This is a genomic window from Stutzerimonas stutzeri RCH2, from assembly GCF_000327065.1.
Taxonomy (GTDB): Bacteria; Pseudomonadota; Gammaproteobacteria; order Pseudomonadales; family Pseudomonadaceae; genus Stutzerimonas; species Stutzerimonas stutzeri_AE.
This window is the reverse complement of sequence record NC_019936.1, coordinates 3852638-3864873: the sequence shown is the minus strand read 5'-3', so window position 1 is coordinate 3864873 and position 12236 is coordinate 3852638. Positions and strand designations below refer to the sequence as shown.

Annotated in this window: 13 protein-coding genes; all 13 read right to left on the bottom strand. The window is 67.5% G+C overall.

The genetic code is table 11. The features are described from left to right. Window positions 1-4: 4 nt before the first annotated feature. Genes PSEST_RS17980 through PSEST_RS17920 form a run of 13 tightly spaced genes read right to left on the bottom strand, consistent with a single transcriptional unit; the run spans window position 5 to window position 12206 of the window. Window positions 5-1255: an NAD(P)/FAD-dependent oxidoreductase gene (locus PSEST_RS17980; protein WP_015278364.1), complete on the bottom strand. Its 1251-nt coding sequence runs from the start codon at window positions 1253-1255 to the stop codon at window positions 5-7. Then, window positions 1242-3590 (bottom strand): MMPL family transporter, encoded by a 2349-nt coding sequence (locus tag PSEST_RS17975; RefSeq protein ID WP_015278363.1) that lies wholly within the window; start codon window positions 3588-3590, stop codon window positions 1242-1244. The genes PSEST_RS17980 and PSEST_RS17975 overlap by 14 nt, the downstream gene beginning before the upstream one ends. Beyond that, complete coding sequence (locus PSEST_RS17970) at window positions 3580-4191, bottom strand: outer membrane lipoprotein carrier protein LolA (protein ID WP_015278362.1); 612 nt, start codon at window positions 4189-4191, stop codon at window positions 3580-3582. Before PSEST_RS17970 ends, PSEST_RS17975 begins: the two co-directional genes overlap by 11 nt. Then, entirely contained in the window at window positions 4188-4613 is a 426-nt protein-coding gene (locus tag PSEST_RS17965) for an acyl-CoA thioesterase (RefSeq protein WP_015278361.1), read from the bottom strand. Before PSEST_RS17965 ends, PSEST_RS17970 begins: the two co-directional genes overlap by 4 nt. Further along, complete coding sequence (locus PSEST_RS17960; protein ID WP_015278360.1) at window positions 4606-6138, bottom strand: HAL/PAL/TAL family ammonia-lyase; 1533 nt, start codon at window positions 6136-6138, stop codon at window positions 4606-4608. The genes PSEST_RS17965 and PSEST_RS17960 overlap by 8 nt, the downstream gene beginning before the upstream one ends. After that, window positions 6131-7075: an acyltransferase gene (locus PSEST_RS17955; protein WP_015278359.1), complete on the bottom strand. Its 945-nt coding sequence runs from the start codon at window positions 7073-7075 to the stop codon at window positions 6131-6133. Before PSEST_RS17955 ends, PSEST_RS17960 begins: the two co-directional genes overlap by 8 nt. Beyond that, window positions 7072-7833, bottom strand: coding sequence for a glycosyltransferase family 2 protein (locus PSEST_RS17950; protein WP_041757086.1), 762 nt, complete (start codon window positions 7831-7833; stop codon window positions 7072-7074). Before PSEST_RS17950 ends, PSEST_RS17955 begins: the two co-directional genes overlap by 4 nt. 50 nt (window positions 7834-7883) lie before the next feature. Next, window positions 7884-9560, bottom strand: a complete 1677-nt coding sequence (locus PSEST_RS17945) for an acyl-CoA synthetase family protein (RefSeq protein WP_015278357.1) — start codon at window positions 9558-9560, stop codon at window positions 7884-7886. After that, a complete protein-coding gene (locus PSEST_RS17940; RefSeq protein ID WP_015278356.1) occupies window positions 9557-10132 on the bottom strand; it encodes a hypothetical protein in 576 nt (191 codons plus the stop codon). Before PSEST_RS17940 ends, PSEST_RS17945 begins: the two co-directional genes overlap by 4 nt. A gap of 49 nt (window positions 10133-10181) precedes the next feature. Beyond that, a complete protein-coding gene (locus PSEST_RS17935; protein ID WP_015278355.1) occupies window positions 10182-10439 on the bottom strand; it encodes an acyl carrier protein in 258 nt (85 codons plus the stop codon). Between the two features lie 12 nt (window positions 10440-10451). Beyond that, window positions 10452-10715 carry a phosphopantetheine-binding protein gene (locus PSEST_RS17930; RefSeq protein ID WP_015278354.1) on the bottom strand — a complete coding sequence of 88 codons (264 nt, stop codon included), beginning with the start codon at window positions 10713-10715 and terminating at the stop codon, window positions 10452-10454. Continuing rightward, on the bottom strand, window positions 10696-11502 hold the full coding sequence (locus PSEST_RS17925; protein ID WP_015278353.1) for a lysophospholipid acyltransferase family protein: 807 nt from the start codon (window positions 11500-11502) through the stop codon (window positions 10696-10698). Before PSEST_RS17925 ends, PSEST_RS17930 begins: the two co-directional genes overlap by 20 nt. Next, window positions 11478-12206, bottom strand: a complete 729-nt coding sequence (locus tag PSEST_RS17920; protein WP_015278352.1) for a beta-ketoacyl synthase chain length factor — start codon at window positions 12204-12206, stop codon at window positions 11478-11480. Before PSEST_RS17920 ends, PSEST_RS17925 begins: the two co-directional genes overlap by 25 nt. Between the last annotated feature and the right edge of the window lie 30 nt (window positions 12207-12236).

Genomic DNA, 12236 nt, shown 5'->3' with positions numbered 1-12236 from the left:
CCGCTCACGCGTCGGCACCGGCCGAGCAGAGTTCGGCCAGTACGCGCAGACGGCGTTTGGGTTCGGCGACATAGGGGTTCTTTTCGTCCCAGGCATAGCCGGCGAGGATCGAGCTGATCATCCGGCGGATCTCCGGCTGGGCGTGTTCGTAGTAGATCACGTCCTGGAAGCTGCAATCGTACCAACCCTCCACGTAGGTCCGGAAGGTATCGACGCCGCGCTTGAGCGGCGCGGCGAACTCGCGCTCCCAGTCCACTGTTTCACCGCTCAGCTGGCGATGCAGCACGGCGGCGGCCATGTGCGCCGAGCGCATGGCGATGGTCACGCCGGAGGAGAACACCGGGTCGAGGAACTCGGCGGCGTTGCCCAGCAGGGCGAAGCCCGGACCGTGCAAACTCTTGACGTTGGCCGAGTAGCCGCCGATCAGGCGCGCCGGGGTGTCCCATTCGGCGTTCTGCAGAATGCGTTTGAGGTTCGGTGCCTCCTGGACGAATTCGCGCAGGCAGGCATCGAGGTTCACCGGCCGGCCTTCGTAGCGCTCGGCACTGGCGACCACGCCCAGCGAGCAGCGGCCGTTGCTGAACGGGATGGTCCAGTACCAGACATCGCGCAGCTCGGGATGGGTGGTGATGAGGATCTTCTCGCGGTCGAAGCGCGGATCGTCGATGCGGTCCTCGATATGGGTGAAGATCGCCCGGCGCACCGGGAAGCCCGACGGCGCTTCCAGGTCCAGCAGCTGCGGCAGTACCCGGCCATAGCCGCTGGCATCGAGCACGAAGGCGGCATCGACGCGGTATTCGCTGCCATCGGCCCGACGAATCTGCAGCCAGGGCTGCGCGCCGCTGAAATCCGCCGCGGTGACTTCTTCCTCGTAGCGGATTTCCACACCCTGCAGCTCGGCCTGGTCGGCCAGCAGCTTGTCGAAATCGGCGCGCTGGACCTGATAGGTGCTGCCATGGCCGGCGGTGAACTTGTCGCGGAAATCGAATTCCGTGTAGCGCTCGCCCCAGCCGAAGGCCGCGCCGTGCTTGGTCTGGAAGCCCGCCGCGCGCACCGCCTCGAGCATGCCGGCTTCCTCGATGAAGTCCAGGCAGTGCGAAAGCAGGCTCTCGCCGATGGAGAAGCGCGGAAAGCGCTGGCGTTCGATGATCAGCACGTCGTGGCCCTGGCGCTTGAGCAGCGCGCCGGCGATTGCGCCGGACGGGCCGGCTCCGATGATCACGACTTCACGGTGTTGCGTCTCAAGCGGCGCCATACGGCCTCCCTGCCTGTGCTGGTGTGTCTTGCTGATGGATGGCCCAGGGGGCCAGGAAGAAACTGAATGCCAGCCCGAGGCTGACGGTGAGGCCGAAGTTGCTCACTGCCGGCGTGCTGGACACGGCCAGCAGGCCGAACGACAGCCAGGTGGTGGTGGCCGCCAGCAGGGTGCCGACCAGGCTGACCGCGGCGCCGCCGACCTGCTCGCGCATCAGAATGGCGTAATCCACGCCGATCGCGGTGACCAGCAACAGGCCGAACAGGCCGAACAGGGTCAGTGATTGACCGAGCCAGCCGAGGCTGGCCAGGCTCGCCAGGGCGGCCAGCAGCGGCACGGCCAGGCAGCGCAGGGCGCCGCCCGGCCCGAAGGGGATGCAGAGCAGGGCAAAGATCAGCAGGCTGGCGAGCAGCTTGAGTTCGCCGGCCTGCAGCTTGGTCGCGGCAAACAGCTGGTTGAGCCGGGCCGGCTGGTCGACCAGTGTCGTGCCGGGCACGCCTTCGGCGATCTGCTCCAGGGCAGCACCGTCGCGCAGCCCCTGCAGGCTGATCAGCCCGGCGACGCCGTCGTCCGTTTTGCCAAGCCAGAGCGCGCGCCAGGGTTCGCCCAACGGGCCAGTCAGCGCCGCCTCGAGGGTCACCGGTGGTTGTGCCTGCAGGCGCTCGATTTCGGTCCGCAGGGCGTGGACGTCGACGCCAAGCGCCGTTAGCGGCTGGCTGGCGGCGAGCAGTTGCGCCAGGGCGGGGCGCAGGCGGGCCTGTTCGGCAGTCGGTGCAACCAGCTGGCTCAGGGCGAGGTAGCCACCCAGCCGCTGCTCAGTCTGCAGAGCGTCCAGGCGGCGGCTCAGCTCGGCCTGACGCTCGAGCAGGGCGTCGGCATCGGCGGCACGCACGAGGAAATACTGACTGGTGGGCTGGAAGCCGGTGATCGTGCCGATACGCTCGGCTTGCTGTTGCAGTAGTGGCGCGCGGCTGACCCACTGGCGCAGGTCATCCTTGAACGACAGCTGCAGTACGCCGCCGAGACAAAACAGTCCCAGGCCGGCCAGCAGCCAGGGCGTGGCGATGCGCGCCAGTAACGCCTGCCTCAGCTGCAGCCAGCGCTGCGCCCAGCCCAGCGGGTGCGGCCAAGGAGTCAGATGGCCGCTGAACAGCACGGGCAGCAGGCAAGTTGTGCAGAGGAAGGCGCCGAGCAATCCGGCGGCAGAGAACACTGCCACCTGGGTCAGTGCCGGGAAGGGCGTGAAAGCCAGCGCCAGATAGCCGATCAGGTTGGTTAACAGGGCCAGCGCCAGTCCCGGCAGGATCAGACCAAGTGCGCGCCGGCCGTGCCAGGGCTGCAGCGTCCAGCTCTTGGACAGGTAGTGCAGCGGGAAGTCCAGGCTGACGCCGATCAGGCTGGCGCCGAGCACCAGCGTCAGTACGTGCATCTGGCCGAACAGCGCGACGCAGGCGGCCGCCCCCGCCAGCGCACCGACCAGTACCGGCAACGCGGCGAGCAGGATGCGCGGCGTGCGGAACAGCCAGAGCAACAGCAGCAGCGTGGCACCCAGCGACAGGCTGCCGATCAGGCTCGCCTCGGCGCGGGCCGAGCGTTGACCATGGGCGGCATGCAGCACACCGCCGGCAGCGAGCAGTTCGCCGCCGGCGGTTTCGACAGCGCTGCGGGCGGTCTCGACGAGTGCCGCTACCTGTTGCGGCAGGCGCTCGTCGAACGCATCGCCCTGCGCGCGCGCGTGCACGACGGCCCAGCGTTGGCCGGCGTGCTCGGCAATCAGATGGCCATCGCCACCGGTGCGAAGGTTGCCCAGCTGCGGCAACCGTTGCAGGGCCAGGCCGGCGATGCCGAACCAGTCCTGTTCGAGCGGCAGCGGGCTGGCGGCGAACGGGTCGTAGAGGCGCTTGATGCGCTGCTGGACGAACCGCGCGGGATGTTCGATGAGCTGCTGGCGCTCGGTATCGTCGAGTAATCCGAGGGACTGCTCGCGCAGCTGGCGGGCGACCGCCGGCAGATCGGGCTGTACCCGCTCGCGCACCTGGGCGAACAGGCCGCTGCCACGCAGTTCGGCTGCCAGGCTTTCAGTCAGGCGCTGGGCTTCACGCTCGTCGTCATGCCGGATCAGCAGCATCAGGTCGCGCTTGAGCGGCTCCTGCATGCGCTCGGTCGCCAGCTGTTCCAGCACGTCGTGGCTGTCGCTGGGCAGCAGCTGCAGCAGGTTGGCGGTCAGCGGCGGACCATCGCGCCATTGCCAGGCGCTCAGCGCCAGCAGGCCGAGCAGCGCCAGGCAGAACAGCGCGGCCGGCCAGCGCTGGGGCTGCAGCGGCTCAGTCGGCAAGATCGCGCTGCTCGCTGGCCGTGAGAGCGACGTCGGTCTGGCTGTCGAGCAGACGGATCAGCGTGCGATCACCCTGGGCTTCGTGTAGCTCGATCTGAGTCACCGTCTCACCGCCGTGGATCTCGATGTCAGCGAAGATCTGCCTGAGCAGCGCGCCGCGTGGCGTCAGTTGCAACCGCCAGGCCGTGGCTGCACCGCTAAGCTCGAGTTGAAAGTCGCGCTGCAGGGCCCGGGTGTCCCCGCTCAGCACGGCGAGGAACAGCTGATTCTGCCGGGCCGAACCGCCCTGCGGGTCAACCGCCTGCCAGCCATTCTCACTGCGCCGCGCGATCCCCTGAGGCGTGATGCGATAGTCCTGGCGGATCGGCTGTTGCAGCAGCCAGAGCAGGCCGTGGTCGCGGGAGAGGGCGAACTGGCCGTGACTGGTCAGCGGCTGCGGCAGGGCACGGAGATGCTTTTCCTGAATGAAGTCGCCACGTATCACGGCCGGCCCGCTCAGCTGTTCGGCGAGCTGCGGCAGGTCGAAGGGCTGCGCCATGGCGGTGTTGGCAACCATCAGCAGGACGGTGGCGGCCAGCCATTTCTTGAAGGACGGCGTCATGCCAGTGCGCGCTCCACCGCGTCGACGAAGACTCGTGGTGAGGCCAGCAGCATCTCGCGGCTGGCGATCTCCACGGCGACCTGCACGGTGCTGCCGCGGGTCATGCGCTCGCCGGTTTCGGCATCGCGGATCAGGTAGTTGATCTTCAGGCGGTTCTCCCACTCCACCAGGTCGGCGCGTACCACGATGCGCTGGTTGAAGCGGGCGCCGCGCATGTAGCGCAGCTGTACGTCGATGATCGGCCAGGCATAGCCGGCGTCGCGCATCTGCTGATAGTTGTGGCCGATACGCTCGAGCAGCGCACAGCGGGCGACCTCGAAGTACTTGACGTAATGGCCGTGCCAGACCACGTCCATGGAGTCGACGTCGAAGAACGGCACGAGCATCTCGACCTCGGCCTGCAGTACGCCGTCCTTACGCATAAAGCCTCCAGTGCCGGTTGCGGATCTGCGCGAGACACAGGCGCAGTTCGCCTTCCAGCGCGCGGTCTTCGATCAGCGGCGGGAAGGTCTCCGCCAGTTCGCTGTGCATGGCCGCCAGTGGTGCGGGCAGCGGCCGCGCGTCTTCCTGGCGCTGGCGCAGCCAGACGCCCTGCTGGGCGGCGAGCAGCGTGGCCGCGGCGACCTGCTCGCTCAGCTCCAGGCTGCGCAGCGCGTCGCGGGCGGCGATGGTGCCCATGCTCACCTTGTCCTGGTTATGGCATTCGGTGGAGCGCGAGAAGACGCTGGCCGGCATGCTGTTCTTCAGCGCCTCGGCAGTCCAGGCGCTGGTGCCGATCTGCACCGCCTTGAAGCCATGGTTGATCATCGCCGTGGCGGCCGGCGCGCCGGAGAGGTTGCTCGGCAGACCGTGGTTGTAGCGTGTGTCGACCAGCAGGGCGAGCTGGCGGTCGAGCAGGTCGGCGACATTGGCCACCAGATTCTTCAGGCTGTCCATGGCGAAGGCGATATGCCCGCCGTAGAAGTGTCCGCCGTGCAGCACGCGCTCGTTGTCGGCATCGATGATCGGGTTGTCGTTGGCGCTGTTCAGTTCGGTTTCGATGAACTGGCGCAGCAGGCCCAGGCTGTCGGCCAGCACGCCGAGCACATGCGGTGCGCAGCGGATGGAGTAGCGGTCCTGCAATCGATGCAGCGGCGCAGCGGGAGCATCGATTGCCAGGTCCTGACGAATCCAGGCGGCGACCTGGGTCTGACCCGGGTGCGGCTTGGCGGCGAACAGGCGCTCGTCGAAATGCTCCGGGTTGCCCTGCAGGGCGATCACGTTCAGCGCGGTGATACGGGTTGCCAGCTGCAACAGATAATCGGCGCGGGCGTAGGCCAGGCAGGCGAGACCGGTCATTACCGCGGTGCCGTTCATCAGTGCCAGCGCCTCCTTGGGGCGCAGCGTCAACGGCGTCCAGCCTAGCTGGCGGTGAACCTCGGCGGCGCTGCGGCGCTCGCCGCGATACAGCACCTCGCGCTCGCCGGCGAGAGCGGCGGCGACATAGGACAGCGGCGTCAGGTCGCCGCTGGCGCCAACCGAGCCTTCCTCAGGAATCAGCGGCAGCACGTCGTGCTCGAGAAATGCCTGCATGCGTTCCAGCAGCTCGATGCGTACGCCGGACATGCCATGGGTCAGCGAGCGCAGGCGCGCGGCGAGCACCGCGCGGGTGGCCTCGGCCTCCAGCAGCTTGCCCAGGCCGCAGCCGTGAAAGGTGAACAGGTGCTGCGGCAACGCTTCGACCTGATGCAGCGGCACCGCCACCACGCAGGAGTCGCCATAGCCGGTGGTGACACCATAGATCACGCCTTCGCGGTCCAGCAGGGTGTCGAGAAACTGTGCGCCGCGGGCTATGCGGCTGCGAAAGGCCTCGTCCGCCTGCAGCCGTGCCGGCGCTCGGCGCTGCGCCACGGCCAGCACGTCCTCGATGCGCAGAAGGTTTTCGCCAAAGATCACGGGCTCAGTCACGACGCGGGTCCTGTGTGTTCCAGAAGGGATAGAAGTTGAACCATTGCAGGGGCGCCTCCAGGCAGCGCGCGGCGAGGCGGTCGGCGTAGCGCTGCACTGCTTGCGCGATCACCGCGTCGCGGTCGGCGCGGCGCCAGCGGATGCGTTCGGCGAAGGGTTCGAGATGCACATGGAAGTGCTCGTCCTGCTTGAGACAGAACAGCAGATTCACCGGGCACTCCAGCAGGCCGGCGAGCAGCCAGGGGCCCTGGGGAAAAGCTGCCGCCTGACCGAGGAAGTCGGCCATGGCGGTGCGTCCGCCGTGCAGCGGCACCCGATCACCGGCGATGGCCAGCCACTCGCCGCGCTCCAGGCGCTGGGACAGCTGCAGCATGGTCGCCGGGACCAGCTCGCTGACCTGGATCAGCCGCAGGTTGTCGGCGCCGGACTGGTCCAGTAGCCGATTGAACTGCTCGGCGTGACGGGTGTGTACCAGCACGTTCATCCTTACTTCGCCGCCGATCTCGGCCAGTGCCCGGCAGATCTCCAGATTGCCCAGGTGCGAGCCGACCAGCAGCTGACCGCGCGGCCCGGCGAGGCTGGCGTGCAGGTTGGTCGGGTCGTGGATCACCAGGCGTTCCCGCCCGACGCGCCCGCTCCAGACATCCAGCTTGTCCAACAGCGCTTCGGCGAAACTCATGAACTGGCGATAGACCGAGCGCGTGCTCGGCTGCAGTTCGGCGCGACCGCTCCAGCGCGCCAGATAGCCCTGATACTGGCGCGCGCTGTTCCGGGCGCTGCGGCCGAACAGGTAGAAATACAGCACGATCAGATACAGCAGCGGCGCCATGGTGCGCCGACCCAGGACCCGTACCGCCCAGGCGGTCAGGCGCATCAGCGCGAAACTGCCGCGCTCGCGCTGCGCCGCCCAATGCGAGGGCACTGGGGCTTCGCTCATCGTTGCAGACGCCGGGCGAGCAGTTTTGGCGCGCGCAGCAGCATGCCGAAGAACAGCCGGGCATGCATGGCGGAGATCAGTGCGTTGTCCAGCCAGAGGCGGAAGTGCGAGACGCCATCGGCCGGGTAATGCACCCGCGTCGGCAGCCAGACCATCGGCTGCTGCTGCCAGTGCAGGCGCACCAGGATCTCGGTGTCGAAATCCATGCGCCGGCCCAGGCGCACGCGGTCGAGCAACGCCAACGTCGGCTCCAGCGGGTAGACACGGAAGCCGCACATGGAGTCGCGGATCGCCAGCGACAGGGTGTTGATCCAGACCCAGACATGGGTCAGGTAGCGGGCATACAGGCGCCCCTTGGGCACGCTGGCGTCGTATCGCGGATAGCCGCAGATCACCGCGTCCGGCGCCTGGCTGGCGCGGTCGAGGAACAGCTCGACACCGGACAGGTCGTGCTGGCCGTCGGCGTCGACCTGCAGCGCATGGCTGAAGCCCAGTCGCTGCGCCTCGCGCAGGCCGCTGATCACTGCGCCACCCTTGCCCTGATTGCGCGGATGGCGGAGCAGGAAGACGCTTGCCTGCTCCGCCAGCTCGTCGATAACCGCTGCAGCGGCTGGGCAGGAGCCGTCATCCACCAGCACGCAGGGCAGATCCGCCGCGCGCAGTGCGGCGACCACAGCGGGCAGGCTGCGCTCGTGGTTGTAGACCGGAATCACCGCGCAGGGCTTGAACCAGTCGTCTTCGACCGGCGGCGCGAGCATCGCGCTGGTGCACGGCTGGCCCACTACAGGCGGCAGGGGATTCAGCGTGGTCATGGACGAACTCCCAGCAGGATGCGGCCGGACGAGCAGGGCTTGCCGGCGTTGTGATAGGCGAAGTACAGCTTTCCGCGCTCATGATCGAAACGCAGGCTTAGCTCCAGACGATCACCCGGGCGAGCCAGCTGCTGGAATTTCAGCACTTCCATGCCGGCGAAGCGGGGCGGCAAGTCGTTGAACAATTCGCGCGCGAGGTCCATCGCCCATTCGATCTGCACCACGCCCGGCAGCACCGGCGTACGCGGGAAATGGCCGCTGAAGTGCGCCAGGTCCAGCGGCACGCGCAGCTCGATCTGCCAGTGGTCGTTCTGCCACTGCTGCTGCAGGCGCTCCGGTTCGCGCGGGCGCGGCGCCAGCAGCAGGCCGTCGAGTTCGGCCTGGGGCAGTTTGCCTTGGGCATTGCCCGGTAGCTGATGCAGCAGGCGCCAGCGTCGCGGCAGGGCCAATGCTTCGCAGTGGTCGTTCAGATGTTGGCGCAGAGCCTGGGTGACGGCGCGCCGCCCCTGGTTGCGCAGGGCGAATATGCCAGCCTCGCTCAGCGCCACCAACGCGCCGAGATAGGCCCGCTGCTCCTGGATGACGCCCAGGCGCGCCTCGCTGACGAAGGCGTGCTCGGCCAGCGCGCTTTCCAGCATCGGCAGCGAAACGCGCTTCTCTTCCAGCTTGACGATGCGATCCAGCCGGCCACACAGGGCGAAACGGCCATCGGCGTGCAACTTGGCGCCATCGGCGGTCTGTTCAACGTGCCCGCCGGCGAGCCAGGGCGAGGCCACGCGTAGCGCGCCGTGATCGTCCTGGCCGAGCTCGACGCCCGGCAGCGGCTGCCACAGCTCGCCGCCCTGGCGCCAGGCGATGCCGCCGGTTTCCGAACTGCCGTAGATCTCGGTAGGCCACTGGCCAAGGCGCTGTTGCAGCAGCTCCGCGGCTTCGATTGGCAATGGGCCGCCGGAGGAGAACACCCGGCGCACCTGGCGCAATGCCGGCCAGTCGAGGTTGTCGCCCATGCGCTTGAGCAGGGCGGGACTGGCCACCCAGCAGAACGCCGGGTGTTCACGGCTGGCCCGCTGCATGTCCTCGGCGAATGGCAGGGTGCGGCGCAGCATGGGACGGCCGGCGCACAGCGGCCAGAGCACACGGAACAGCAGGCCGTAGATGTGTTGCGTGGCGACGCTGCCGATCACGCTGGCAGCTCCGAGGTCGGCGCCCCACAGCGCTTCCAGCGTCTCGACCTCATGGGCGAGCTGCACCAGGCGCTTGTCGATCAGTTTGGGCTGGCCGCTGGAGCCGGAGGTGCAGAGCGTCAGGCCGAGCAGTTGTGGATCGAGCTCGACGGCGCCCAAAGGCTCGCCCAACAGGTCCGTCAGGCTGTGATCGCCAGGCAGATCGGTCAGCCACAGCTCGGCCTGTGCATCCAGGCGCTCACGGTTCGCCGGCTGCAGGTCTGCCGGCAGTAGCACACGGGCCCCGGCGCGCCAGGTGCCGAGCAGGGCGATCGCCAGCTGCGCGGCATCCTCCAGGTGCACGGCCAGGCTGCGCACGTTGCGTCGCTGCAGCCCACCGGCCAGCTGCAGCGCCTGCTGTTGCACCTGGGCGAGCGACAACGACGGGGCATCGGTTACCGGGCGCGATTCGCCTGAAGTCAGTAGTTCACACAGGGCGATCCAGCTCATGGGCGGCCTCTGACCCGCTGGCGCACCAGCCACTCGCCGGCGAACAGCAGGCCCATCAGGCCGTAGGCGATCAGGCCGTTGTACAGCGTCCACCAGGCCAGCGGCGCCCACAGCGTCAGGGCGGCGGCGATGGTGCCGTTGAAGATAAAAAAGCCCACCCAGACCTTGGTCACTTGCCGCGTATAGCGCACGCCGGCTTCCGCCAGATCGGGCTCCTGCAGCCGCGCCAGACGCTCGATCACTGGCATGCCGACGAACAGGCTGCCGGCGAACAGCGCAAGCATGGCGGCGTTGATCAGGACCGGATACCAGCGCAGCAGGACACCGTCATCAAGTAGCGCCAGGGCAAGGCAGAACAGCAGCGCGACAGCGGCCGTGCCGCGGCTGGCGGCGCGCTCGCTGCTCAGCAGGCGGGCAAGCCAGAGCGCCCCGAGCAGCGCAGCGAATACCCGCGGCGAGAGGTGCTCGATGCCGAAGTAGACGGCGAACGGATAGGCCAGCCCGGCGAGCAGCAAGGCGAGGCCTGCTATGCGGGCCAGGCCGGGCGGGATGGTGGATGAGCGTGGAAGCATCAGGAGTCCGAAAAACCGTGGTTGTGCTGCGGGGCTGGCGCGATGCCGGTCAGGCGGTTTCCGCGCTGGTCAGGCGATAGACCGCCTCCACTACGTCACCGACGGTGCGCACGGCCTTGAACTCCTCGGCGGCAATCTTCTTGCCGGTCTGGCGCTTGATATGGTCGATCAGGTCGACGGCGTCGATACTGTCGATCTCCAGGTCCTGATAGAGGTTGGCCTCGAGAGTGATGCGCTCGGGTTCGAGTTCGAACAGTTCCACCAGGGCGTCGCGCAGGGTCTGGAAAATCTCGTTACGGCTGTTCACGGCAGATGCTCCTCAGGCGATGGCGCGGCTGGCGCTGACGAAGGCTGCCAGGCTGTCGACGCTGGCGAAATGTTTGCGGGTGTCCTTGGCGTCGGCGTCGATCTTGATGCCGAAGCGCTTCTGGATCGCCAGACCGAGTTCCAGGGCGTCCACCGAGTCGAGGCCAAGGCCTTCGCCGAACAGTGGCTGGTCGGCGACGATGTCGTCCGGGCCGAGGTCTTCCAGACCCAGGGCGTCGATGATCAGTTGCTTGATTTCAAGCTTGAGTTGGCTCATCGAATGCGAGCTCCTTTATGAAGTGTCGGTGCAGATGGTCGTTGAGGCGGCGCGAGGCAATCGGCGCCGCGCCTTGGGCAGCGAACGTTTGTGGGTCGATGTCTTCACCGACGCGCAGATGGAAGTGGAAGCGCCGCGAGGGAATGCGGTACCAGGGCTCGGCCTTGGTCAGCGTGGTCGGTGTCACGCTGATCACCACCGGCGTCACCAGTCGCGCGCCGCGCAAGGCAATGGCCGCCGCCCCGCGATGAAACTGTGGAGCCTGGCCGGGCGTGGTGCGGGTGCCCTCGGGAAAGATGATCAGCGTCTGGCCCTGCTGCAGGGCTTCGGCGGCTTCGTCGAGCATCTCGGCGCTGCCGTCGTTGCTGATGTACTGCGCGGCCCGGATCGGACCGCGGGTGAAGGGATTGTCCCATAGGCTCTGCTTGACCACGCAGTTGGCGTCGCGGATCAGTGCGATCAGCACCACAACGTCGATCAGCGAGGGATGATTGGCAATGATCAGCTGACCCGGGCGCCCCAGCCGCTCGGCGCCCTCGACCTCATAGGTGAGCACGCCGCTGCGGTACATGAACTGCACGAACAGCCAGAACAGCCGGCTGACCGTCTGCCGCGCGCGGCGACGATGTGTGTCCGCATCGCCCGGAAGCAGCGAAAGCAGCGGGAATACGATCAGCCGCAGGCAAAGACCGCCAATGCCGAACAGGACGAACGACAGGCCGGTGGCGACGAGGCGCCATAGCCAGGGCGCGTTGGGCCGCTTCAGCGAGTCCGCTGCCAGTTCCATTTGCGCGTCTTCCAGTGATGCGTGAATTGGGAATCGTCGCCAAGCAAGGCCCGGATCAGTTGCAGGGCATGGGGCTGGTGCCGCTGCGGCGTTGGATCATCGGCAGCCTGCAGTTGCAGTTGCAGTTGCCAGCTGTCGCCTTTGGTCAGCCGCAAGGCCAGCGCATAAGGCGTGCATTCGTCGATCCATGGGCGATAGGCTTCGGGGGGCGACTCTTCGGCGATCACCAGCAGGACAGCGGGCGCGCCTTCCTTCAGCAGCAGACTGGCCTCGAGCACCGCGTGTTCCAGCCCGTCGCCCTCCGCAGCAATAGCGGTCATCTCACTGGTATCGCTCTGGAATATTGACCAGAGCCCGACGATGGCATTGTGCACGGAGAGGCTGAACTGGGTTGGCGACAGCGGTTGCGTATCCGCCAGATCGCTGAGCAGGGCGAAATTGCGCGTGGTTTCGCCATGGCGCGACGCGTACACAAACGGCATCGGAGGCTGGCCTTCGGCCAGTGGATGGGCAACAGCAAATACCATTCGCGCCAGTCGGCTCAAGCGCCTGCGCTGCATCGCCGGTAGGAAGGATACATCCGGCTGCGCCTCTGGATCGTCCTGCCATTGGCTAGCACACGCCCAGCGCGACCAGTCGTCCTGGCAGGTACGGCCCGGAGCCCAGGCCTGCCATTGGTCGATGTCGAAGCGTATTGCGCTCATGCTCGCGCGGCTCCCGTGACGAGGCCGGCG

Coding starts and splice junctions, on each gene's coding strand:
- PSEST_RS17980 (WP_015278364.1), bottom strand. CDS start 1,255: ATGGCGCCGCTTGAGACGCAACACCGTGAAGTCGTGATCATCGGAGCC.
- PSEST_RS17970 (WP_015278362.1), bottom strand. CDS start 4,191: ATGACGCCGTCCTTCAAGAAATGGCTGGCCGCCACCGTCCTGCTGATG.
- PSEST_RS17965 (WP_015278361.1), bottom strand. CDS start 4,613: ATGCGTAAGGACGGCGTACTGCAGGCCGAGGTCGAGATGCTCGTGCCG.
- PSEST_RS17955 (WP_015278359.1), bottom strand. CDS start 7,075: ATGAGCGAAGCCCCAGTGCCCTCGCATTGGGCGGCGCAGCGCGAGCGC.
- PSEST_RS17950 (WP_041757086.1), bottom strand. CDS start 7,833: ATGCTCGCGCCGCCGGTCGAAGACGACTGGTTCAAGCCCTGCGCGGTG.
- PSEST_RS17945 (WP_015278357.1), bottom strand. CDS start 9,560: ATGAGCTGGATCGCCCTGTGTGAACTACTGACTTCAGGCGAATCGCGC.
- PSEST_RS17940 (WP_015278356.1), bottom strand. CDS start 10,132: ATGCTTCCACGCTCATCCACCATCCCGCCCGGCCTGGCCCGCATAGCA.
- PSEST_RS17930 (WP_015278354.1), bottom strand. CDS start 10,715: ATGAGCCAACTCAAGCTTGAAATCAAGCAACTGATCATCGACGCCCTG.
- PSEST_RS17925 (WP_015278353.1), bottom strand. CDS start 11,502: ATGGAACTGGCAGCGGACTCGCTGAAGCGGCCCAACGCGCCCTGGCTA.
- PSEST_RS17920 (WP_015278352.1), bottom strand. CDS start 12,206: ATGAGCGCAATACGCTTCGACATCGACCAATGGCAGGCCTGGGCTCCG.